This is a genomic window from Marinimicrobium sp. C2-29 (assembly GCF_038419845.1).
GTDB lineage: Bacteria > Pseudomonadota > Gammaproteobacteria > Pseudomonadales > Cellvibrionaceae > Marinimicrobium.
Genome location: NZ_JBCAQT010000015.1, coordinates 25852 through 49895, shown reverse-complemented (window position 1 = coordinate 49895; position 24044 = coordinate 25852). Strand labels below are relative to the sequence as shown.

Genomic DNA, 24044 nt, shown 5'->3' with positions numbered 1-24044 from the left:
CCGACTGTGGATCCCATCAAACCTGAAGCCGCTCCCCCGCGTCGCCCCACTTTGCCGCTTTGCTAAACTGGGACCTGAAGAAAGTGGTTTTCCGGGGCGAGCGCTGCAACTTTTGTCACCGTATGCCGTATCGGAGGTAATGCGCACCCAATCACCTCACAACCGGACGGATTATGGATTCTGACGACGAAATTCTGGTGGCACTGATCGGCCGCTGCGCCATCCGTGACCAGCGGGCCCTGAAGGAGCTGTTCGGACGCCTCGGGGGCTATCTGAACGCCGTGGCCTACCGCATCGTCGGCTCGGACGCGCTCAGTCAGGAGGCCCTGCAGGATGCCTTTGTCCAGATCTGGCAGAACGCCGACCGCTACCGCCCGGATATCGCCCGTCCCAGGACCTGGATGACCAGTATCGTGCGCTATCGCGCGCTGGACCTGCTGAGCCGGGAAACGAAACACACCGCCAACCGGACCCTAGCCGAACCGGACCTCGACCCCCTGGACTCGATGTCGGGCTCCGACGGCCCCGAGCAGGGGGTACAGCAACGGGAGGTTCAGGCCTTTCTGGCGGAGTGCTTTGCCAACCTCAGCCAGCGGATTCAGGACGCCGTGGCCCTGGCCTACCTGGAAGGCTGGTCCCGGGAAGAGCTGGCCCGGCGTTTCACCACCAATACCAACACCATCAAGTCCTGGCTGCACCGGGGCGCGGAGAGGTTACGGCGATGCCTGGAAGCCCGGATCGGACAGTAGCGCCGGACGCGCGCGCTTTCGAATACGCACTGGGCACCCTGCGGGGCGCCGAGCGCGCCGCCTTTGAGCGGGCCCTGTCCCGAACGCCGGAGCTGGCGCGGGAAGTTCATTTCTGGGAGGAGCAACTCATGGCTCTGCAACCCTCCGGATCCGATCGCCCGCCCACGCCCGACACCTGGGAGCGTATCGAGCAACGGGTGAGCGGGCCACCGGCCCGGCGACAGCGCTACACATTGAGCTGGCACTGGGGCGCCATGGCCGCGCTGCTCCTGATGCTCGCCCTGCCGCTGCTGTTATGGCAACCGGACGACCCACCGGACAGCCCGCCGGCGGCTCCCAACAGCGACTATGTGGCGGTTCTGGCCGACTCCGAGGGACAGCCCAGACTCACGGCCATGACCCTTGCGGGGGGCGAAACCCTCTGGCTCCAGTGGGAAACCTACCCCGACACTGAGGGCAGCGTGCAGCTCTGGGCCGTGTCCCGGCGCGACGGTCAGGCCCGCTCTCTGGCGGTTTTCGACGATCCCGACCGGCGCACTCTGGCACTGGATCAGGCGGCCCGGCGACTGATCGTCGACGCCGAGTATCTGCTGCTGACCGAAGAAGAGCCCGGTGGCTCGCCACTGGACGAGCCCAGTGAGCGGACTCTGGCCCGGGGCGCCTGCGTTCGCCTGACAACCAGCTAAACTTAAGGGCACATCTATTGATGAAAGGGCACCTCTGCTGCCGCAGGCGCCCTTCTGACAGGAACCGGATACCAACGAGTGGAGATCATGTTCGGACGACGCTGCGCGATACTGTTGTTGAGCCTCGCCTTCGGCCCGCTGTTGCGCGCTGAAAGCCCGCCTTTACCCGATCCGGCGCTGCGCGCCTGCGTGGAAGCCCTGATGACGGAGGAGGGCTGGTCGTCCCCCGGGGAAGTCACCACCATCGAGTGCCACGGTCAAGGCATAGAAACGCTGGGCGACCTGTCCACCTTCACCGCTCTGGAAAAGCTGTCGCTCTACGACAACCGCATCGAACGGGCCGAGCTGTCCGGGCTGACCAACCTCAAGCATCTCAACCTGGCCCGCAACCGCCTCAAACAGGTCTCGATCAGTGAACTGCCCCGGCTGGAAGAGCTGTATCTGTTTCGCAACCAGCTCGGGACCCTGACATTGCGAAACCTGAAGGCGCTCAAGGTACTGCGGGCCAATTCCAACCGCATGCGCCAGTTCAACTACGAGGCCCTGCCGGCCCTGGAAAAGATCTACCTGTTCGACAACGAGATGGAGCATATCGACATTTGCCACCTGCCGGGCATGCATTACATGGACGTCCGGGAAAACCCCATGCCGGATCCTCTCTACGAAGAAATGGACCGGATGACCCAGGTCACCATTCTGCACGATGGGAATGCCGATGACTGGTAAGCGCCGAACGACCCTGACCGGCCTGCTGTTGTTCAGCCTCGGTTGCGGTGCGGCCGAGCATTCGACCGATGTGAGCGCCCGGGCCCGCCTGGCGGATGCCACGGTCGCGGGAGAGTCGGGGCGGGCGGCCTCCCTGCTGCTGCGCGCGCGCATGGCCAGCCGCTGGAACCGGCAGTGGTCCAGCCTGGTGGAGATCGACCATGTCAGCAGTGCCTGGCAAGACGACCACAGCGACGGTCGACGCCTGAACGGCAGACCCCTGATCCCCGATGTCCCCGGTACCGAACTGAATCAACTGGCCCTGCGCTATCGAGGCGCGGAAATCGAAGTCACCCTGGGGCGCCAGCGCCTGGAGTGGGACGATCAACGCTTTCTGGGCAGCGACAGCTTCTGGCAGCAGGATCAGACCTTCGACGCGCTGGCCCTCGAACGACCCCTGCTGATGAGTTCCCGCTGGCAATATCTTTATATCGGCCGGGCGAACCGCATCTTTGGTCGGGGCCGCGACCTGAACCCGCCCGAGAGCGGCTACCCGTCCTACCCGGCCGACGGTAAACCGCCCGGTTACTATCCCGATGATTACAGTCTGGCGGGAGAGCATCGACACGACAGCCACCTAACCCGGCTGGAACTCAATGAGTGGGACTACACCCAACTGGTACTTTACGGCTTGGCCGTGGACAACCGCGACCAGCCGAGCACCTCCAACCACACCCTCGGCGCCCGTTACCGTTTTTCCTACCAGGCGCATCCACTGCGCTACCGGCTGCTGCTGGAGGTGGCCGCGCAGGAGCGGCCCGGCCGCCCTCAGCCTCACTACCATCTGGCGGAACTGGCCGTCGGCTATCAGTCACTGGAAGGGTTGGGGCGTTATGAAGTCCTGGGCTCGGACCAGGGCGAGGGCTTTACCACGCCGCTCGGATCCTCCTATCTCTTTCAGGGGTTTGCCGGCGTGTTCGCGGCCACGCCCGATGACGGGGTGGAAGACCGCTCCCTGCGCCTGAACTGGCGCGCCCACCCCTGGGAGGTGTCCGTCCGCCACCACTGGTTCAGCGCCCAGACCGACGGTCGGGACTACGGCCGCGAGTGGAATATTGAGGTGCAACTCAAACCCGCCCGCCCCCAGGAAATCGCCCTGCGTTGCGCCAATTTTCAGGGGGAATCTCCCTACCTTCCCGACCAGCGACGGGCCTATCTCGATTACCGCTACAACTTCTAATAATAAAAATGCACCTGCACAAACCCCCGGGTGAAGTTCCCCCTCTCGCGCTGGGGAATATCCTCGCCGACGCGGATTCCGCCGCGCAGTTGCACGCTGGCGTAGGGAGTGTATTCCAGCAGAAGCGAATGACGGGTGCGCTCGTTCTCGTCGATGGCGGTGTCCGGGTTCAGCCATTCGGCGGTCAGCTTCAGGTTGTAGCCCTGGGCCAGTTCCCGGTTGAGTTCCACCAGGCTCACTTCCTGCACCTGGGCGATGCCCGGCACGTTGGTGACCGACTCGTCCTCGATGCGACTGAACTCCAGCAGCACCCCATAGCCACCGAGATCAAAACCGCCGAACAGGCTGACCAGCTCGCGCTGCCCCACTTCGGCATCATTCAACACATAGCTGCCACCGGCGCGCCAGTGACGAGTCACGTATTCACCGCGGGTCTGGTATTGAAAATTCCGATCATCGTTGCTCTGGCTGTTGCTGCCATTGCTGAGCGCCACATCAACGCGAAGTCGGTCGAAGTTGAGCCCCAGCTCGACGCCCTGATCGCTGTTATTGAAATCGAATCCGGACGCCTGCCGCACAAAGGCGCTGTCGTCTTCCAGCCGCAGCCCGAAGGGCAGCATCAGGTTGCCCGCCTTCACGCTGTGGTCGCCCAGGCGCATCATGACAAAGGCTTCACGGTTGCGACCGCCACCGGGCAGCAGTTGCTGATCCAGGTACAGCATGACCGGTGAATCCTTGGGCTGGAACGCCAGATACAACTGACCGGTCTGGGTCGTAAAGCTGCGCGCATCGCCGGCTTCATCACCGTCGAAGTCCACCTGGCTGGCGCTGAAGCGCAGATCCGTGCCCAGGCGCAGGCTGTCATTGACCTGGCCTCCATCGAACGCCTCCATGGCGCCGGCCTGGGCGGGCAACTCATGGGCACCGTAATAGGCCCCGTAACTGGAACGCAGACCGCCACCACTGGGATTGACGTGACAGGTGGCACAGGGCTGCCCCGTACGCACCGCCAGATAGGGTTCCGCCTTCAACACCAGAGGCGCGGCCAACAATACCCCGAGGCACAGTAAACGAATCACGCTAGAATGAGATTTCATGGCGAAACAGCCCTCCTTCGGTTCGGTCGCGGTCACCGTCCAGCACACGATGTTGTTGATCCAGCAGGGTCGCGACGGCGGGGTCGTTCACAACGACTTCCACGGCTGTGACCGGGTAGTCCGGCCGGTGCCAGTGAACCCGCAGTTGCTGTCCGTCCTGCAGACTCAGCGCATACTGCTCCGGTGATGCCAGAACGCGTTGACCATCGTTATGGAAATATACCTGCACCGCGTCGGAAAGCGACTCGGCAGACACCGGCCGGCTGAAGCGAAGCGTCGCAACGCCCGGTTCCGAGAGGTGGCTCTGCAGGGCGATACTGGTGGGCGATTCACCCACGCCCTCCCGGGGCGCGCCGTTTTCAATCCAGTCGCGCACCTGGGCAATACGGGTGGCACTGAGCGGGCTCATGCCCAGAGGCATCTGCCCGCCATCAATGCCGTCCGCCCCTTCCAGTTTGCGAAGCAGGTAGCTCGCCTCCGGATCGCCCGGCGCCACACGCAGCAATGAGGGCTGCTGGCCGGAGGGCTGGTTGACCAGAGAATCGTAACTGCTCTGCTCCGAGTCCAGACGCAGGCCCTCGGGCGCCGCGCCACCGGTGTGGCACTGGGCGCAGATGGGACTGAAGATATCCGCCTGCAACTGGGCCAGGGTACCCGGCTCCGGCGGCGTGTCATTGCCGCCATTGCCGTTACCATTCCCACTCTGCGGCAGCCCCTGCTCGTCCAGCCCCTCCCCGGACCCGGCGCCGCAGCCGGCCAACAGGCCGGCGATCAGCAGACACATTGACACTCGCTTCATGACCGTCCCTCCCTGTTACGGCGTGGCGAAGAACCAGGTACCAAAGCCATCGGTAATATCACCGTTGGCATCCCCCGGTGCGCTGTCGCCCGCGTAGAAGTAGAGGGGCTCGTCCTGATAGCGCCACTGGAAGCCGCCCTCCGGGTGCTCGATCACGCTGAAGTCACCGAAGTCGCGGGCATCCGCTGACGCATAGAAGGCGGGCCAGACATCCAGGCAACTGCCTGTGCAATTGGACTGGCCGTCGGTATCTTCGGAGAAGGTATAGAGCGTAAACCCGTGCCGCTCGTTGTCCGGGTCGCCATTGGCGTCCACCAGCATCCCCCAGGCGACAAACAGCTCACCTTCGTCGGGATGGGTGTTGACCGCCACCGGCGGAATCCGGGCAAGGCGCCAGAGGTCATTGACTTCGTCACCACTGACATCACCGGGCTCGGAGTCCCCACTGAAGAAGTACAGTGGCATGCCGTGCAGGGCCCACTGCTGTTCGCCGGAGCCGCGTTCCACCAGGCTGAAGGGTGCGCCCGCTTCGGCACCGTTATGGGCAATCAGCGCCGGCCAGGCGTCCAGGCAGCTGTCGGCGCAATTGGAGACGCCGGGTTCGTCATTATCGAAGGTATAGAGGGACATTCCCTGGGCGGCGACCGCATCGGTCTGCTCCGCCATACCGTCGGGCGTGGCCTGCAGCAGCAGTCCAGCGCCGGCGAAAGCGGGACCCCGCGAGGTGTCCTGAACCAGCCAGGGCAGCGGGCGCGCCAGCTCCCAGTTCTCGATGGCGGCACCATTGATATCCCCGGTCTGGGTATCGCCGGCAAAGAAGTAGAGGGGCATGCCCTGATAGGCCCACTGCATGGCCGTGGCCCCTTCGGTATCCATATCCCGCTCGATCAGACTGAAGGGCGGCTCGGCCACATCGTTCTGCTCCGCCAACAGCGGCGGCCAGTTGGCCAGGCATTGACCATTACAGACAGATTCCCCCGGCTCGTCCATGGCAAAGGTATACAGGGTGTAGCCGTGCCGGTTCTGATTTTCGGCGACAAACACATCGGTCTCGCCGTCGGTTTCGGGCACACCCACAGCAACTTCACCGGTAGCGGTAAAATAGCGCCCCTCATCGGTATTGCTCATTGCATCGCTGAGCCGCGCCGGCTCGGTGACCGCCACCCGCCAGAGATCATTGACGCCCTCGCCATTGATATCGCCGGGCTCGATGTCACCGGCGTAAAAATACAGCGGTTCTCCGCGCAGTGCCCACTGGGTGCTGCCGTCGTCCCGCTCCACAGTGGACAGGGGCGGTTCCACCACCGAGTCGTCGGTGGTCAGCAGCGGCGGCCAGGCCTCCACGCAGTCGGCGTTATTGCAGGCCGACTCACCCGGGTTATCCATATCGAAGGTGTAGAGCGTCATGCCATCCAGTTCGCGGTTTTCTTCCATGAAGGTGCCGCTATCATCGTACAGCACGCGAGCATTGCCATCGGCCGCATAGGTCCCACCAATGAGCGTCACTGTAGTCTGCAGTGGCGTCGGCGCCGGATCCTCCACCGTGCCATTGCCGTTGCCGTTGCCATTTCCGTTAGCGTAACCGTTGCCGTTGCCGTTGCTGTCACCGGAACCGCCACCACCGCCACTACTGCCGCCACAGGCGACCAGGGTCAAAGCACACCAGAAAATCAGGAATCGGAACAAGTTGGAGACTGTCATGGGTCGCACTCCTTTTTCGGATTGAGTCTCCGCAAGTTACGGATCCATCCGAAAAAGGTTGCACCTCTCTACAGGACCGGCCTCAACGGGTACCGTTGCAGCACCTCATAGCGCACTCCACCGGGTTCGGGCAGGCTGGCAAACAGGCTGAACCATTCCACGGGGAACGCACTCGAGCGATAGCGGGCGTGGCGATTCAGGAAAGCCTCAACATCGCCGCCGGAACGGCCAAAGCGGGCGAGGGTAACGTGGGGCCGGAAGTCCTGCTCCGGCGGCTCATAACCCAGAGCCGCCAGACGCTGGTTCAGCTGGGTGTGCAGATGCGCCAGGGGCGCCTCGGGAGTGGCGCCCACCCACAGAACCCGGCTCCGGTACGCCGGACCAAAACAGCCCGCGCTCTGCAACTGCAAAGTGAAAGGCGCCGAAGCCAGGTTGGCGATACCCGCCTGCACATCCGGCACTTGCGAGTCCGGTACGCCACCGATAAACCGCAGCGTCAGATGCAGCTGCTCCGGCGACTGCCAGCGGGCACCAGCCAGCGGAGGCCGCTGTAGCAGCAATCCCAGTTCGGCCTTGATGAGATGCGGCAGCTCCAAACCGATAAACAATCGCACAAGACATCTGCCATCAGCGCAATAATAGAAGAGGAACTTTCGACCGGCTCAGCATTTTTACCGTCACGCTGCCAAACAGCAACTCTTTGAGGCGGCTGTGGCCGAAGGCGCCCATGACGGTCAGCTCGATGTTCTTTTCGCTCTGATAGTCCAGCAGTGCCGTCTCCACACTGCCCTGCAGCCCGGCGACCACCACGTTCAGGCCGGCCGCTTCCAGTTTCTGTGCCGCCTCTTTGAGCAGCGAAGACTCGGCGTGCGCGTCTTTGCTCACATGCACCAGGTGACACTCCATGCCTTTATACAGCGGGCTGGTTGCCACCATGTCCAGGCCTTTGCGCGCCGCGTCGCTGCCGTCGTAGGCCAGCAGGATACGCTCCGGTGCTTTGGTAAACTCGTTGTTGACGATCAGTACCGGTCGATGCATGGCGCGGATCACCGATTCGAGCTGGGCGCCAATCTGTCTGTCCTTGCTCTCGTGGTCTTCACCGCGAACACCCATCACCAGAACACGGATTTCGTCCTCCATGCTGATCAGTGAATCACTGAGCGTGCCGTGCTGCTGGAGCGCCGACACCTCAAACACGCCCTGCTCTTCGGCCCGCTTTCTGGCGTTCTCCAGCATGATCTGGCCCTGCTCGAGCAGCAGCTTGCTGCGCTTGGCTTCCATTTCCGTCAGCTCTTCCTGCAGGGTCTCGCGAGCACCCAGTCCGATGTTGCCGCTGAGATTGGGCTCGGGGCTGTTGCGACGCTCGATGTTGTGCAACAGTTTCAGGGGGTTCTCAACCGTGCGCGACGCCCAGGCGGCATAGTCCACAACAGACTCGCTGTAGGAGGAGCCGTCAATGCATGCCAGGATGGTTCTTCTGTGATTATTCATTAGTGACCTCCAAGGACTTTTTCAATTTCTTCGGGCTTATCGTGCACACCAAAACGGTCGACGATCGTGGCGCTCGCTTCGTTCAGGCCAATCAGCTCCACATCGGCGCCTTCGCGCCGGAACTTGACCACCACCCGGTCGAGCGCACCGACGGCCGAAATATCCCAGAAGTGCGCCCGGCTCAAGTCTATCACCACTTTGCTGACCACTTCACGGAAGTCGAAGTGCGCGGCAAACTTGTCGGCCGAATTGAAAAACACCTGCCCGACCACGCGATAGGTGCGGGTGGTGCCTTCGTCGTCCTTTTCCGAAGCCACATACATGAAGTGGCTGACCTTGTTGGCAAAGAACAATGACGCCAGCAGAACGCCGACAAACACGCCGTAGGCCAGGTTGTGAGTCGCCACCACTACGACAACCGTCGACACCATGACCACGTTGGTAGACAGGGGGTGCTTTTTCAGGTCGACAATCGAGCCCCAGCTGAACGTACCGATCGAGACCATGATCATCACCGCCACCAGAGCGGCCATGGGGATCAGCGACAACCAGGGGCCAAGGAATACCACCATGATCAGCAGGAACACGCCGGCGGCCATACTCGACAGACGGCCCCGGCCACCGGATTTCACATTGATGATCGACTGTCCGATCATGGCACAACCGGCCATGCCACCCAGCAGACCGGAGCCGATATTGGCAATGCCCTGGCCTTTACACTCGCGGTTCTTGTCACTGGGGGTATCGGTCAGGTCATCGACAATCGTCGCGGTCATCATCGATTCCAGCAGACCGACAATGGCCAGTGAAATCGAGTAGGGCAGTACGATCATTAGCGTCTCGAGGTTCAGCGGCACATCCGGCCAGAGGAAGAACGGCAGGGTATCGGGCAGGTCGCCCATGTCACCCACGGTGCGGATATCCAGCCCCAGAAACACGGATACCAGGGTCAACACCAGAATACACACCAGCGGTGAAGGCAGCAGCTTGCCCACATAGGGCACGTAGGGCAGCAGGTAGATGATGCCAAGCCCCGCCAACGTCATGGCGTACACATGCCAGGTCACATCGGTCAGCTCCGGTAGCTGGGCCATGAAAATCAGGATCGCCAGCGCGTTGACAAAGCCCGTCACCACCGAGCGCGAGACAAAGCTCATCAGGTTCCCCAACTTTATGTAGCCGGCAATGACCTGAAGCACCCCGGTCAGGAGCGTGGCGACCAGCAGGTATTGCAGCCCGTGCTCTTTCACCAGCGTCACCATCAGGAGCGCCATGGCACCAGTGGCAGCCGAGATCATGCCCGGGCGACCGCCGACGATGGAAATGATCACGGCAATACTGAACGAGGCGTACAGTCCCACTTTGGGGTCGACCCCCGCGATAATGGAGAAGGCGATGGCTTCGGGAATCAGCGCCAGCGCCACAACGATACCGGCCAGCAGATCGTTTCGAATATTACCGAGCCAGTCTTTCTTGGTGGAGTGTAATAACATGTGGGACATTTCCATTCTTTGATGCAAAGGAACAGCGGAGCGAGAAAATTACAGTGCGAGACACAGGGGTAGCGCAATGCAAAGGCGCTAAAAGCGCCAGCGCAGCCGTGCTGAGACGTTACGGCGGCTAAATACGGTATTGATGAGCAGATCAGAACGCGTTCAACGCCGATGCCGGACGTCTGCCTACGTTGCGCGCTATGGCGGCGTAATAGAAAAAACCGGGCAGGAGGGCATCTTCATTCAGGGGAAACTCTGGAATCGCGTCGATTGAGGCGGCGAAGTATACACAAATGGCTACAAAAATCAATCTGGCCCCCAAAAAGGGGACGGAGGGATTTAATTTTGATCAATTTGCTCAAAAAATAACGCCTCCGTCCCCTTTTTGGTTCAGCGCTTCCAGGGCAGCGGCGGCGCCTGAAGCGGATCGCCTTCAAAACCGGGAACCAGGCCAAAGCGCTCGGAACCCTGTTCCCACTCCTCCTGAGCCCGGCTGATTTCTTCGCGGCTGTGGCCGACAAAATTCCACCACATCAGAATTTCCTCGCCCAGCGGCTCGCCGCCGAGCAACAACAGCCGGGTGCCCGCGCTCAGGGTGACCTCGACACTGCCGCGCTGACCGCCGATGTAGGCTAGCTCATTGCGCCCGAAGGCCTCTCCGTCCACTGTGAGGCCCCCTTCGAGGGCGACCAGACCGTATTCGAACGAGCGCTTCAACGGCAGAGTCAGTTCGCTGTCGCGCGAGGCCCGGTATTCCACTCCAACCAGGGGCGAGAAGGTCAGCGTGGGGGCCGTGCGATCGGCGTACTCGCCCACCAGCAGGGTCGCCTCCACCCCCTCTTCCATCCAGCGGGGCAGGTCCGGGTAGTGATCGAAGCGCGGCTGCGTCTCTGTATCCGCCTCCGGCAGCGCGATCCAGAGCTGCGCGGCGTGCAGTATCGGCTCGGCGCCCACCGCCTCCTCCGTGTGGGCGATGCCGTAACCGGCCGTCATCAGATTCACCTGCCCGGGCTTGACCAGCTGCTCACTGCCCAGACTGTCGCGGTGAAGCACCTCCCCGTCGATCATCCAGGTGAAGGTCTGCAGGCCGATGTGCGGGTGCGGCCCCACCCGGAAGCCGGGCGCATCCTCGGGAAACCGGCTGGGGCCGGCATGGTCGAGAAAACACCAGGCCCCTATGGTGCGCCGCTGCCGGCGGGGCAGAATCCGGTTGACCGGAATGCCGCCCACCTCCGCCAACCGGGGCGTCACCCGCTGTATCTGCCGGCGCCCGTCCAGCGTCGGACACTCCAGAGACGATTCAACGTTTTCCTGCCACTCGGTATTGGTCATAATGAACACCTTCTCTTGAAAAGGGGACGGAGGGAATATTTTTTGAACAATTTGATCAAAATTAAATCCCTCCGTCCCCATTTTTCGCGTCGTCCCCTTTTTGGTACTGATTGAAGAGGCTTTTATGTCGAATCCATCCCATTCACAGCCCACTCGGTGGGGCATCATCGGCGTTGGCGATGTCGCTGAGGTGAAAAGCGGACCCGGTTTTCAGAAAGCGCCGAACTCGGAGTTACGCGCTGTGATGCGCCGCGACGGCGCCAAAGCGGAAGACTTTGCCCGTCGCCACGGCGTGCCCCGCTGGTCGGACGATGCCGACACCCTCTTGAACGATCCCCAGATTGATGCCATTTACGTAGCCACTCCGCCCAACAGTCACAAGCACTATACTCTGGCCGCCCTGGCAGCGGGCAAATCAGTGTATGTGGAAAAGCCGGTAGCGCTGAATGCCGCCGAATGCGAGACCATGATCGCCGCCGAAAACGCTTCGAGCGGAAAACTCTGCGCGGCTCATTACCGGCGCTTTCTGCCCAGCTTCATGCAGCTCAAGCGTCTCCTGGACGAGGGTGCCATTGGCCGGCCCCTGTTGGTTCGACTGGACATGCTCCAGCCGGCAGACTCCAAGCTTATCGCCCAGACCGAAGAAAACTGGCGTCTGAATCCGACCATTTCCGGAGGGGGGCTGTTTCACGACCTGGCGCCACATCAGCTGGACTTGATGCGCCACTGGTTTGGCTCGGTCAAACGCGCCAGCGGGTTTGGCACCAATCAGGGCGGCCACTATGCCGCGGATGACTGCGTCACCGGTTGGGCAGAGTTTGATTCGACAGTAATCCTCCAGGGGCGCTGGCACTTTGCCGTAGCGGAACCCGAAAGCCGCGACCTCTGTGAGATCATCGGAACCAGCGGCCGGATGACGATCAACTTTTTCGGAAAGCAGTGCCTGACACTGTACAACGCTCAAGGCAAACAGACCTTCGAGCTACCCAACCCGCCCCATATCCAGCAACCCATGATTGAGCAGGTGGTTCGTTACTTTCGCGGCGAGCGGGACAATCCATGTTCAATGACTGAGGCCCGGGAGGTGATGGCCCTGATGGACACCTTCAGCAGTCGATAACCCAAAACCGCTAAAAAGGGGACGGAGGGATTTAATTTTGATCAAATTGTTCAAAAAATATTCCCTCCGTCCCCTTTTTGGGGTTGTTCAAAAAATATTCCCTCCGTCCCCTTTTTGGGGTTAGCCCCAGATTCCGTAGACGACGGCGAGCGCGCTTGCGCCGGTCAGTGTGAATGCCAGCAGTGCCAGGACCCCATCCCGGCTGATCAGCGCCAGGCCGAACAGCGTCAGGACCGCACCCGCCAGATTCGCGCTGAACGGGATGAACTCCATGGCGGGCATCATCAGAGCTACGGCCAGTGTGGCCAGCGCCACAAAACGGATTTGGATATAGCCCCGTATCAGAAATGTCAGGCGAGGCTTGACCAGACGATCGATAAAGCGCGCCGGTTTACGCGACAGATCGACCGCTCTGTTCAATGTCCGGGTGCGAACCGAGCGTCGCAGCATCCACCCGGGCAACCAGAAGTGTTCCTTGTGCAGCATCAACTGAATCGCGAACACAAACACCATCAGAGCACAGAGGGTGGGTACGCCGGGAATATCGCCGATGATGGGTGCCAGGACAATGAGCCCTACCAGAAGCAACAGCGGCCCGAACGACCGCTCCCCAACCGCACTGAGAATGTCATCGACAGTGACCGCCTCCCGGTCTTTGCCCGCGTCGACCACGCGGTCCATCACCTCTTCCAGTGTCGCTACGTGTTCTTCGGTATCCAAAGGGTTGACCCTCTTCTGATCCTCTCAGGAAACTGACCTCAAGAAATCAGCTGACAACAAAGTACAGAAAGTGCATGACCACAACGACACCCGTCAGTTGCCAACGCAGCATCGCATAATAAGTGGGGTAGAGCTTTTCCACCCCCGCCATCAGTTCATACAGGCGCAACAGTAAAAACAGCCCGCCCTGGATCAACAGCACCTGGGCGGGGAACAGGGCAAAACTGATGAAGCTGACCACCGGGAAGGCAACCACGACGACAGCCCTGACCGAGGGCTGGGCCGGGTGGTACAACACGGGCCACAGCACGCCGGCCATAAACCCGAGAATCAGGCAGCTGTAGAGCTGAAACAGCAGCAGCGCCTTTCCCGAGTCCATAAACGGCGTCATCCCCATCACGGGCAGCAGTACAAAAGGCACCAACCCGCCGTAACCCAAGACTCTGATCGTGTTCATTCCACGCTCCTCGTAGTAATGCCTCTGACTTGATTCACCGGCCCGGGCGGCTGAAACCGTCCGATACCGGGATTATAGGTCCTGGTAGCCTGCGCGGCTAATCCGGGAACCGTACCGTCCACTGTCTACCGGGACAGCTAGAGCAAATAACTCACCTATTCCCCAGGATAGGGAGTATAAGGGTACTCAGCTGTACCCAGGCAGCCAATCCAATCACCATACGGAAATCTCCTTCCCCAAGAACACTCCTGCTCCTTAGCGCGGAACTAGAGCAACGGCACGATCGTACCCGGAACGGGTCCGCATTGCTCCCTTATCGAGATTTGCCCACAAGGGCCGACCTCCCACAAAAAGTTGAACATGATGAAACTTTTCGATCAATCGAAGACATTCGCGCGTCTTGCCATTTTGCTGATGGTGGCGTCTATTGCCGCTTGCGGCGGTAGTAACAACGACAATAACGACAGAGACACCGACCAGGATCAGGACCCCGATCCGGAAACCGCCGCTCTGGAAATCATTGCTACAAGCCCCGACAACGACACAACCGGCGTGGAAACCAACCGGAACATTACCGCTACGTTCAATCGGACCATCGATGCTGACACCCTCGATAGTTTCAGCTTCACCGTGGAAGGCATGAACGAGGCACCGGTAAACGGCGTCGTCACCTTTGATGCGGCAAACGATACCGCGACTTTCACACCAGAGGGCGACCTGGGTGCCGAAACCGTCTATGAAGCCACGATCACCACCGGTGTTGAAGATGCTGAGGGCATCGCTCTGGAAAACGATTTTGTCTGGCAGTTCACCACCAGCTCGGCCTCCGACGAAACGGCCCCCAGCGTCACCGGTACCGACCCGACTGATGGCGCTACCGGTGTCCCCCTTAACCGGAACGTAACCGCCACCTTCAGCGAAAACCTGGATTCGACCACCCTCACCACCCAGAGCTTTGTAGTGGCCGATGCCGACGGCAATGCCGTTGCTGGCGAAGTGAACATCGTTGGTACCACCACGGCCGTATTCAATCCGGAAAACAACTTTGAAAGCGACAGTGTGTATACCGCCACCCTCATGACCGACGTCACAGACCTGGCCAATCCTGCCAACGCCCTGGCCGCTGACTATGTGTGGAGCTTCACCACAGGCGCGACCGCCGCCGAAGGTCCGGCGCCTGTTGTTCTGGGCACTGCCGGTGACTACGTCGTTCTGGCAAAATCGGAAATCACCACCACCGGTACCACTGCCATTGTGGGCGACCTCGGTATCAGCCCGGCGGCCCGCTCCTATATGACCGGTTTTGATGAAACGCTCGATGCCAGCACCGAGTTTGCCACCTCCGCCCTGGTGACCGGCAGCCTCTACGCAGCCAGCATGACAGAGCCCACGCCCACCAACCTGACCACCGCCATCAGCAATATGGAAACGGCTTACATCGATGCGGCCGGCCGTTCAAATCCGGATCACACCGAGCTGGGTGCCGGCGACATCAGTGGCATGACGCTCGAGCCGGGGCTCTACAACTGGGGCACCAACCTTCTGATCGCCTCGGATATCACCCTGTCGGGCAGCGACAATGATGTCTGGATCCTGCAGGTTGCCCAGGACCTGACGGTCAGCAATGACGTCACCATCACCCTCGAAGGCGGTGCATTGCCGGAGAACATTTTCTGGCAGGTTGCCGGTCAGGTGACTCTGGGGACCACCTCGGATGTGAAGGGAATTATTCTGAGCAAAACCAAAATCGTGTTGCAGACCGGCGCCGTGCTGAACGGCCGAGCTCTGGCACAAACAGCGGTAAACCTGGATGCCAATGCGGTGACCCAACCGGCTCAGTAAGAGCGACGGCTCGACGGACAGGGAAGTTCATTACAGGGAGGTTCTGTAAAACAAAAAAAGGGGCGACTGCTTGGCAGTCGCCCCTTTTTTTGTTTCGCGGTTCACAACGGCATCAGTCGTTAGCGCGCTGCTCCAGAATATCGACCGCGGGCAGTGTGTTGCCTTCCACAAATTCCAGGAAAGCACCGCCACCGGTGGAGATGTAGGAGATCTTGTCGGCCAGGTTCCACTTGTCGATGGCCGCCAGAGTGTCGCCGCCACCGGCGACCGAGAAGGCGTCGCTCTCGGCAATGGCGTCGGCTACGACTTTGGTGCCCTTGGCAAAGGCGTCAAACTCAAACACGCCACAGGGGCCATTCCACAGAATGGTTTTGGCGTTTTTCAGTATTTCGGCTACTTTGGCTGCAGTCTCGGGACCGTAATCGATGATTTCCTCATCCGCCGCCACTTCATCCACCTTTTTCACTTTGGTGGGCGTGTCGTTGGCCCAGTCATCAAAGCCGGCCGTGGTGGTACGCACGTCGGTGGCGTAGATCACTTCGGTGGTGTTGGTCAGACGCTGGGCTTCGGGAATCAGGTCTTTCTCGTGCAGAGAGTTGCCCACCTCGTAACCTGCGGCCGCGACAAAGGTATTGGAAATACCGCCGCCCACGACCAGCGTGTCGGAGATCTTGGACAACGCATCCAGTACGCTCAACTTGGACGACACCTTGGCGCCGCCCACAATGGACACCAGCGGGCGATCGGGATTGTCCAGCACCTTGCCCAACGCATCCAGCTCTCTGGCCAGCAGCGGGCCGGCACAGGCGATGGGCGCGTACTTGGCGACACCGTGGGTCGAGGCCTGCGCACGGTGCGCGGTACCAAAGGCATCCATGACAAACACGTCGCACAGCTTGGCCATTTTTTTGGACAGCTCGTCGTCGTTGGCTTTCTCGCCCTTGTTGAAACGGACGTTTTCCAGCAACACCACATCGTGCTCGCCCATATCGACGCCATCGACCCAGTCGCGGATCAGGGGAACTTCTTTGCCCATCTGCTCGGACAGTGCTTTGGCCACGGTTGCCAGCGAGTCTTCTTCATTGAACTCGCCCTCTTCGGGACGGCCCAGGTGCGACATCACCATGACTTTCGCGCCCATTTCCACCGCCTGCCTGATGGCGGGGACGGCCGCGTCCAGGCGCACGGTGCTGGTGATCTTGCCATCGCGGATCGGCACGTTCAGGTCTTCGCGAATCAGTACGCGCTTGCCTGACAGATCCTGGTCTTGCATTCTTTTTACGGTCATGTCTTGCTCCAGATTGTTCCATTCAAGTGGCCGGCAAACCCGGCCACTTGTGCAACGTCATTGCCACTTGTGAAGTGGCAGAGTGTTACAACAGTTTTTCAGCGGTCTCGGCAATGTTCTCGCCGGTGAAGCCGAAGTGCTTCATCAGGTCGCCGCCCTTGCCGGACTCACCGAAGATGTCCAGTGTGACGGTGGCGCCGTCCAGACCCACGTACTTGCGCCAGTGGTCGCCGTGCGCCGCTTCCACCGCAACCCGGGCTTTGACGGCACGCGGCAGTACCTGCTCGCGATAGTCCTCACCCTGCTGATCGAAGGTGCTGGTGCTGGGCATGGAGACCACACGAACCTTGCGTCCCTTGTCGCCGAGCAGCTTGGCCGCGTCCAGCGTGGGGGTCACTTCCGAACCGGTCGCCATCAGGATCACTTCCGGCTGGCCATCACAATCGCGCAGGATATACCCGCCGCGAGCGATCGCCGCCACCTGTTCGGGAGTACGATCGACCGCTTTCAGCCCCTGACGGCTGAATACCAGAGCACTGGGGCCATCGCGACGCTCGACGGCGGTTTTCCAGGCCGTGGCGGTTTCGGTCGCATCACAGGTGCGCCAGAGGTTCATGTTGGGCGTGGCGCGCAGCGTGGCCATGTGCTCGACCGGCTGGTGCGTCGGGCCATCTTCGCCCTGACCGATGGAGTCGTGGGTGTAAACGAAGATGTTGGGCAGCTTCATCAGTGCGGACATGCGCACGGCGTTGCGCGCGTAATCCATGAACATCAGGAAGGTGGCACCGTAATTGATGAACCCGCCGTGAGCGGCAATGCCGTTCATGATGGCGCTCATGCCGAACTCGCGCACGCCGTAGTAAATGTAGTTGCCCGCGGGATCTTCTTTGGTGATGGGCTTGGAGCCGGACCAGATGGTCAGGTTGGAGCCCGCCAGGTCGGCCGAACCACCGAGCAGTTCCGGCAACACTTCACCAAAGGCTTCGATGGATTTCAGTGAGGCCTTGCGGCTGGGCATTTCTTCGCCCGCATCCTGGCACTCCTGAATCAGGGCTTCGGCCTTGGCGGCAAACTCTTTGGGCAGTTCGCGCTTGATCACGCGGCGCTCGAATTCAGCGGCCAGTTCAGGATGCGCCTTTTTGTAGGCGTCAAAGCGCTCGCTCCAGCTGCTCTCAGCCGCCTTGCCCTTCTCTTTGGCGTCCCAGCCTTCGTAGATGTCACCGGGGATTTCAAAGGGGGCGTGAGTCCAGCCCAGCTCTTTGCGTGCCAGCTCCACTTCCTCATCGCCCAGAGGCGCGCCGTGAATACCCTTGGTACCTTTCTTGTTGGGCGAGCCAAAGCCGATGACGGTTTTACAGCACAGCAGAGTGGGCTTGTCGGTTTCCGCCTGCGCTTTTTCGATGGCGGCCTTCACGGCTTCCGGGTCATGACCGTCGACATCGGGGATCACGTGCCAGCCATAGGCTTCAAAGCGCTTCGGGGTATCGTCGGTGAACCAGTTTTTCACTTCACCGTCGATGGAAATGCCGTTGTCGTCGTAGAAGGCAATCAGCTTGCCCAGACCCAGGTGGCCCGCCAGCGAACCGGCTTCATGGGAAATGCCTTCCATCATGCAGCCATCACCCATGAACACATAGGTGTAGTGGTCGACGATGGTGTGACCGTCGCGGTTGAATTGCGCGGCCAGGTTCTTCTCGGCCAGCGCCATGCCCACGCCGTTGGCAAAACCCTGCCCCAGCGGACCTGTGGTGGTTTCAACGCCCGGGGTATAACCCAACTCAGGGTGACCCGGCGTTTTGGAGTGCAGCTGGCGGAAATTGCTCAGCTCTTTCATGGGCAGATCGTAGCCGGTCAGGTGCAGCAGAGAGTAGACCAGCATGGAGCCGTGGCCATTGGACATGACGAAGCGGTCGCGATCGACCCAGTCGGGGTTCTGCGGGTTGTGCTTCATGAAGTCGTTGTAGAGGACTTCGGCAATGTCGGCCATGCCCATGGGGGCGCCGGGGTGGCCGCTACCGGCCTTTTGAACGGCGTCCATACTCAGGGCGCGAATGGCATTGGCTAGTTCGATACGTGTAGGCATCTAATGAAAGCTCCTTGGATGATTGAATGTTCGTTGTCTAAATGGCCTTAAAACCGGCGCAGCGCCTCACATCTGACTGTTGAGCAAGCGCCGCCGTCTGTTGCCCGAACCACAGCCTTAGAGACTTGCGAGCGGGATCCGCGACATCAAGGCCGCCAATTGTATGACATTTACCAGCAGAATTTAACTGGCCTTGTCATTTATCGTTGATCGGGGAGTGCAGGACATTATAAAACGCCCTATTTTCCCCTACCCGGGGCTCCCCGTAAAGGCTTGTTATGGTTATTTGGACAATATCACAGTGTGCCGCCCGGCTTCACAGACCCCAAAACCTATATCAAAATATTTTGATATAGGTTAAAAGCCCTGTTAGACTCCAACCCCATGAATCATGCTCACGCCCTCAAACCCGAGGCTCCCAGCGCCATCCCGGACCAGCTTCCGACCCTGCTCAAGGCCGCCGGAGACCCCTTGCGCCTGGACATTCTGCGGGTAATGGCGCGGGATTCGTTCGGCGTACAGGAGCTTTGCCAGCTGCTGGAGAGCAAGCAGTCCGGCATGAGCCACCACCTCAAGGTGCTGACCAATGCCGGCCTGCTGACCCCGCGACGGGAAGGCAATTCGATTTTTTACCGGCGCGCCTATTTTCCGCCGGACAATCCTCTGGCGGCCCTGCAGCAGCAGCTTTTTGCCACATTGGACGCCGAGCCGCTGCCCGCAAGACTGGCCGAGGGCCTGCGCGAGCTTCGCCAGGAGCGGGCCCAGGCCTCGCGGCACTTTTTTGCCGAGAACGCGCACAAATTCCGCGCCCAGCAGGACCTGATCGCCAGCTACCCGGTGTATTCAGAGCAGGTCGAGCAGCTGCTCGCCAACACCCCGGTGCGCTCCCGCCGGGTCGCACTGGAAGTGGGACCGGGCGAGGGGGAATTTCTGGGCGCCCTAGCCTCGCGCTTTGAGCGGGTGATCGCCCTGGACAACGCCACCAGCATGCTGGAGCGGGCCCGGGCACTGACCGAGACCCAGAAGCTGGAGAACATCGAGTTCATTCTGGGCGATACCCGCCGTCTGGCCGAAGAAGGCGTGCGGGCCGATTGCATCGTGGTGAACATGGTGCTGCATCATACGCCCTCGCCCGCGGACATTTTTCACGACTTGAGCGAGGCCCTTGCGCCCGGCGGCGCATTGTTGATCACAGATCTGTGCCGACACGAGCAGAGCTGGGCGCGCGAAGCCTGCGGTGATCTCTGGCAAGGCTTCGAGCCCGACGATCTATCACGCTGGGCCACCGATGCCGGCCTTACCGAGGGGCAGAGCGTCTACTTTGCGCTGCGCAACGGTTTCCAGGTTCAATTACGACAGTTTTTCCACACTACGACATCATCCACACAAGGAGCCACGCATGGCTGAATACTCGTTGTTTACGTCGGAGTCCGTTTCCGAAGGCCATCCCGATAAGCTGGCCGACCAGATCTCCGACGCGGTCCTCGATGCGATTCTCACCGACGACCCCAACGCCCGGGTCGCGGTTGAAACCCTGGTGAAAACCGGCATGGCGATCGTCGCGGGCGAGGTGCGCACCTCCACCTACGTCGATCTGGAGGATCTGATCCGCGAGGTGATTAACGATATTGGTTACACCTCCAGCGACGTCGGCTTCGACGGCGCCTCCTGTGCCGTACTCAATGCCATCGGCAAGCAGTCCTCGGACATTGCCATGGGCGTGGACGAGAACGAAGTCTCGGCCAAGGACCAGGGCGCGGGTGACCAGGGCCTGATGTTCGGCTACGCCACCGATGAGACCGATGTGTTGATGCCGGCCCCGATTTACTTCGCCCACCGTCTGGTGGAGCGCCAGGCCGAGCTGCGCAAAAACGGCACCCTGCCCTGGTTGCGCCCAGACGCCAAAAGTCAGGTGACCCTGCGCTACGACGACGCAGGCCGACCGGTGGCGGTGGATGCGGTGGTGCTGTCCACCCAGCACAATCCGGACATCAGCCAGAGCGCCATTCACGAGGCGGTGCGCGAGGAAATTCTCGAACACGTACTGCCACAAGAGTGGCTGCACGGCGATACCCGTTACCACATCAACCCGACCGGCCAGTTCATCATCGGCGGCCCGGTGGGGGACTGTGGCCTGACCGGCCGTAAAATCATCGTCGACACCTACGGCGGCATGGCCCGTCACGGCGGCGGCGCTTTCTCGGGCAAAGACCCGTCCAAGGTCGACCGGTCGGCCGCCTACGCGGGCCGCTATGTGGCGAAGAACATTGTCGCCGCCGGTCTGGCCAAGCGCTGTGAAATCCAGATTTCTTACGCCATCGGTGTGGCCGAACCCACGTCCATCTCCGTAAACACTTTCGGCACCGGCAAGTTGCCGGACAATGAAATCGCCAGGATCGTGCGCGAACATTTCGATCTGCGCCCCAAAGGCCTGATCGACATGCTGAACCTCAAGCGCCCGATTTACCGGGCAACAGCCGCCTACGGCCACTTCGGACGCGAGCTCCCCGACTTTACCTGGGAGAAAACCGATAAGGCCGAGCAGTTGAAGAAGTATTTGTAGAAGCGTCGCGTGGGGTTGTGGCGGATGCGCCTTAGGCTTATCCGCCCTACATGAACGCCGAGGTATACGTAGGGCGGATAAGCTGTAAGCGCATCCGCCATCACCCAACCCAACACTCGCACCCAAACCAGATTTTAATGTTTAACCGGAGTAAACCATGAACATAGCCGCCAACTTTACCGACTACCGAGTCGCCGCCAAAACCGCCGAAGAATTTGAAAAGGCCGCCCAGTACGGGCGCCGCGAAATCGATATCGCCGAAGGCGAAATGCCCGCCCTGATGGCCCTGCGCCGCAAGTACCGCGACGAGAAGCCCCTGCAGGGCGCGAAGATCATGGGCTGTATTCACATGACCATTCAGACCGCCGTTCTGATTGAAACCCTGGTGGAACTGGGTGCGGAAGTCCGCTGGGCCTCATGCAACATTTTCTCCACCCAGGACCACGCCGCCGCCGCCATTGCCGCTGCCGGCATCCCGGTGTTTGCCTGGAAGGGCCAGACCGAAGAAGAGTTCTGGTGGTGCATTGAGCAGACCATTCTGAAGGACGGAAAAGTGTGGGATTCCAATATGATTCTGGACGACGGCGGTGACCTGACCGGAATCATGCACGAAAAATATGCCGAACAACTGGACAAGATTCACGGCATTTCGGAAGAGACCACCACCGGTGTTCACCGTCTGCTGGACATGCTCAAAAAAGGCGAGCTGAAAGTACCGGCCATCAACGTGAACGATGCCATCACCAAAAGCAAGAACGACAACAAATACGGCTGCCGCCACAGCCTGAACGATGCCATCAAGCGTGGCACCGACCACCTGATGGCCGGCAAGAAAGCGCTGGTGATCGGCTACGGCGACGTGGGCAAAGGCTCTGCCGCCTCTCTGCGCCAGGAAGGCATGATCGTGAAAATTACCGAAGTCGATCCCATCTGCGCCATGCAGGCCTGCATGGACGGCTTTGAAGTGGTCTCGGCCTACAAGAATGGCGAGAACACCGGTAAGGACGAAGACGTGAACCACGCGGTGCTGAGCACCACCGATCTGGTGGTCACCACCACCGGTAACGTCAACGTATGCGACTCGGCCATGCTCAAGGCCCTGAAAAGCAGCGCCGTGGTCTGCAACATCGGCCACTTCGACAGCGAAATCGATACCGCCTACATGCGCAAGAACTGGCACTGGGAAAAGATCAAGCCTCAAGTGCACAAGATCTACCGGGACAAGGACAGCAACGATCACCTGATCCTGCTCTCCGAAGGGCGCCTGGTGAACCTGGGCAACGCCACCGGCCACCCCTCGCGCATCATGGACGGCTCCTTCGCCAACCAGGTACTGGCCCAGATGCACCTGTTCGAGCGCAAGTTTTCCGACCTGCCCAAGGACCAGAAAAAAGAGCACCTGTACGTGAAGGTACTGCCCAAAAAGCTGGACGAAGAAGTGGCCAAAGACATGGTGGAAGGTTTCGGTGGTGTGATCACCAAACTGACCGCGCAGCAGGCCGAGTACATCGACGTGCCGCAGGAAGGGCCCTTCAAGCCGGAAAGTTACAAGTATTAATTGAGCCTTCGTAGGGTGGGCTCCGCCCACCTTCAAGACTACCGGTTCGGTGGGCAGAGCCCACCCTACCCAAAAGACCAAAGAGCACCACCCAAAATGACCGACACCGATCAACCACATTTGAGTTTTGAATTCTTCCCGCCCAAAACACCCAAGGGCCGGGAGAAACTGTTGAACGTGCGCCAGAAACTGTCTGAATTTGAACCGGACTACTTCTCCGTCACCTACGGCGCGGGCGGCTCCACTCGGGACAACACCAAAGGGCTGGTCAAACACTTCCACAACGAAGGTGTGCCCGTTGCGCCCCATCTCTCGTTTGGCGGCGACGACGAAGAGACCATCAAGGCGCTGATTGCCGAATACAAGGAGGCGGGCATCACCCGCATGGTGGCGCTGCGTGGCGACATGCCCTCGGGCGTGGGCGGCGGCTATGAAATGATTTACGCCAATGAGCTGGTGGCCTTCATCCGCAAGCACTTCGGCGATCACTTCCACCTGGCCGTGGCAGCCTATCCGGAAATTCATCCGCAGGCGAAAAGCTATGACGACGACATCAGATACCTGAAAGGCAAGTTCGATGCGGGCGCCGACAGCGGTATTACCCAATACTTCTACAACCCGGATGCCTATTTCTACTTCATGGACCAGTGCCACAAGGCGGGCATCACCCAGCCCATTTATCCGGGCGTGATGCCCATCATCAACTTCCAGAACCTGACCCGGTTCTCCGACGCCTGCGGCGCCGAGATTCCGCGCTGGTTGCGCAAGCGCCTGGAAGCCTACGGCGACGACAGCGCCAGCATCAAGGCCTTTGGCGAAGAGCTGGTGACCGAGCTGTGTGAAACCCTGCTGGACAACGGCGCGCCGGGCCTGCACTTCTACACCATGAACCAGTACGAACCGGTGGCCAACATCGTCAAGCACCTGGGCCTGCAGCCCGAGTAAACGACCGGCGTAGGGTGGGCTCCGCCCACCTTCACACCTCAACCGAATACCACCCCAGATCAACTGTAGGGTGGGCTCCGCCCACCTTCACACGTCAACCTAAGCCGCCCGGACCCTATAAAGTCAATTTGACTCTCAGATGCCCACCGACTAGAGTTCACGGCACCAAAATCAC

21 protein-coding genes are annotated in these 24044 nt (G+C 60.5%); 10 read left to right on the top strand and 11 right to left on the bottom strand.

From position 1 onward, the window contains the following. The first annotated feature begins 173 nt into the window (after positions 1–173). The 4 genes from AAE484_RS14620 to AAE484_RS14605 all read left to right on the top strand — a co-directional run bounded on the left by AAE484_RS14620 (position 174) and on the right by AAE484_RS14605 (position 3380). Positions 174–749 carry an RNA polymerase sigma factor gene (locus tag AAE484_RS14620; RefSeq protein WP_341939159.1) on the top strand — a complete coding sequence of 192 codons (576 nt, stop codon included), beginning with the start codon at positions 174–176 and terminating at the stop codon, positions 747–749. After that, a complete protein-coding gene (locus AAE484_RS14615) occupies positions 722–1435 on the top strand; it encodes an anti-sigma factor (RefSeq protein WP_341939158.1) in 714 nt (237 codons plus the stop codon). Before AAE484_RS14620 ends, AAE484_RS14615 begins: the two co-directional genes overlap by 28 nt. An 87-nt stretch (positions 1436–1522) precedes the next feature. After that, positions 1523–2161 carry a leucine-rich repeat domain-containing protein gene (locus tag AAE484_RS14610; protein WP_341939157.1) on the top strand — a complete coding sequence of 213 codons (639 nt, stop codon included), beginning with the start codon at positions 1523–1525 and terminating at the stop codon, positions 2159–2161. Further along, complete coding sequence (locus tag AAE484_RS14605) at positions 2151–3380, top strand: hypothetical protein (RefSeq protein ID WP_341939156.1); 1230 nt, start codon at positions 2151–2153, stop codon at positions 3378–3380. Before AAE484_RS14610 ends, AAE484_RS14605 begins: the two co-directional genes overlap by 11 nt. Here AAE484_RS14605 and AAE484_RS14600 read toward each other — a convergent pair. From AAE484_RS14600 to AAE484_RS14570, 7 genes are all read right to left on the bottom strand, one after another. Next, positions 3377–4477: a hypothetical protein gene (locus AAE484_RS14600; RefSeq protein WP_341939155.1), complete on the bottom strand. Its 1101-nt coding sequence runs from the start codon at positions 4475–4477 to the stop codon at positions 3377–3379. The two genes, AAE484_RS14605 and AAE484_RS14600, sit on opposite strands and share 4 nt — an antisense overlap. After that, complete coding sequence (locus AAE484_RS14595) at positions 4461–5276, bottom strand: hypothetical protein (RefSeq protein WP_341939154.1); 816 nt, start codon at positions 5274–5276, stop codon at positions 4461–4463. Before AAE484_RS14595 ends, AAE484_RS14600 begins: the two co-directional genes overlap by 17 nt. A 15-nt stretch (positions 5277–5291) precedes the next feature. After that, entirely contained in the window at positions 5292–6977 is a 1686-nt protein-coding gene (locus tag AAE484_RS14590) for a hypothetical protein (protein WP_341939153.1), read from the bottom strand. 68 nt (positions 6978–7045) lie between these two features. Beyond that, positions 7046–7591, bottom strand: coding sequence for an RNA 2',3'-cyclic phosphodiesterase (gene thpR / locus AAE484_RS14585; protein ID WP_341939152.1), 546 nt, complete (start codon positions 7589–7591; stop codon positions 7046–7048). Positions 7592–7604: 13 nt separating this feature from the next. After that, positions 7605–8468, bottom strand: a complete 864-nt coding sequence (locus tag AAE484_RS14580; RefSeq protein WP_341939151.1) for a universal stress protein — start codon at positions 8466–8468, stop codon at positions 7605–7607. Next, a complete protein-coding gene (locus tag AAE484_RS14575) occupies positions 8468–9961 on the bottom strand; it encodes a SulP family inorganic anion transporter (RefSeq protein WP_341939150.1) in 1494 nt (497 codons plus the stop codon). The genes AAE484_RS14580 and AAE484_RS14575 overlap by 1 nt, the downstream gene beginning before the upstream one ends. A 390-nt stretch (positions 9962–10351) precedes the next feature. After that, complete coding sequence (locus AAE484_RS14570; RefSeq protein ID WP_341939149.1) at positions 10352–11293, bottom strand: pirin family protein; 942 nt, start codon at positions 11291–11293, stop codon at positions 10352–10354. Between the two features lie 124 nt (positions 11294–11417). Here AAE484_RS14570 and AAE484_RS14565 point away from each other — a divergent pair, with 124 nt between their 5' ends. Next, the gene (locus tag AAE484_RS14565; protein ID WP_341939148.1) at positions 11418–12413 is read left to right on the top strand and encodes a Gfo/Idh/MocA family protein; all 996 of its coding nucleotides are present in this window, start codon (positions 11418–11420) and stop codon (positions 12411–12413) included. Between the two features lie 120 nt (positions 12414–12533). Here the strand turns inward: AAE484_RS14565 and AAE484_RS14560 are convergent, their stop codons facing one another. Beyond that, complete coding sequence (locus AAE484_RS14560) at positions 12534–13133, bottom strand: exopolysaccharide biosynthesis protein (RefSeq protein WP_341939147.1); 600 nt, start codon at positions 13131–13133, stop codon at positions 12534–12536. A 46-nt stretch (positions 13134–13179) separates the two neighbouring features. Then, positions 13180–13590, bottom strand: a complete 411-nt coding sequence (locus AAE484_RS14555) for a DUF3429 family protein (RefSeq protein ID WP_341939146.1) — start codon at positions 13588–13590, stop codon at positions 13180–13182. Positions 13591–13950: 360 nt separating this feature from the next. Here AAE484_RS14555 and AAE484_RS14550 point away from each other — a divergent pair, with 360 nt between their 5' ends. Beyond that, positions 13951–15432 carry an ice-binding family protein gene (locus tag AAE484_RS14550; RefSeq protein WP_341939145.1) on the top strand — a complete coding sequence of 494 codons (1482 nt, stop codon included), beginning with the start codon at positions 13951–13953 and terminating at the stop codon, positions 15430–15432. 112 nt (positions 15433–15544) lie between these two features. Here AAE484_RS14550 and AAE484_RS14545 read toward each other — a convergent pair whose 3' ends face one another. Together AAE484_RS14545 and tkt are read right to left on the bottom strand one after the other, a co-directional pair. After that, a complete protein-coding gene (locus AAE484_RS14545; protein WP_341939144.1) occupies positions 15545–16720 on the bottom strand; it encodes a phosphoglycerate kinase in 1176 nt (391 codons plus the stop codon). A gap of 85 nt (positions 16721–16805) precedes the next feature. Next, complete coding sequence (gene tkt, locus AAE484_RS14540; protein ID WP_341939143.1) at positions 16806–18803, bottom strand: transketolase; 1998 nt, start codon at positions 18801–18803, stop codon at positions 16806–16808. Positions 18804–19187: 384 nt separating this feature from the next. Here tkt and AAE484_RS14535 point away from each other — a divergent pair, with 384 nt between their 5' ends. From AAE484_RS14535 to metF, 4 genes are all read left to right on the top strand, one after another. Further along, positions 19188–20210 carry a metalloregulator ArsR/SmtB family transcription factor gene (locus AAE484_RS14535; protein WP_341939142.1) on the top strand — a complete coding sequence of 341 codons (1023 nt, stop codon included), beginning with the start codon at positions 19188–19190 and terminating at the stop codon, positions 20208–20210. Further along, positions 20203–21366, top strand: a complete 1164-nt coding sequence (metK, locus tag AAE484_RS14530; protein WP_341939141.1) for a methionine adenosyltransferase — start codon at positions 20203–20205, stop codon at positions 21364–21366. Before AAE484_RS14535 ends, metK begins: the two co-directional genes overlap by 8 nt. Positions 21367–21523: 157 nt before the next feature. Then, entirely contained in the window at positions 21524–22924 is a 1401-nt protein-coding gene (gene ahcY, locus AAE484_RS14525; RefSeq protein ID WP_341939140.1) for an adenosylhomocysteinase, read from the top strand. A 96-nt stretch (positions 22925–23020) separates the two neighbouring features. Further along, positions 23021–23869 carry a methylenetetrahydrofolate reductase [NAD(P)H] gene (gene metF, locus AAE484_RS14520; protein ID WP_341939139.1) on the top strand — a complete coding sequence of 283 codons (849 nt, stop codon included), beginning with the start codon at positions 23021–23023 and terminating at the stop codon, positions 23867–23869. Positions 23870–24044 lie beyond the last annotated feature (175 nt).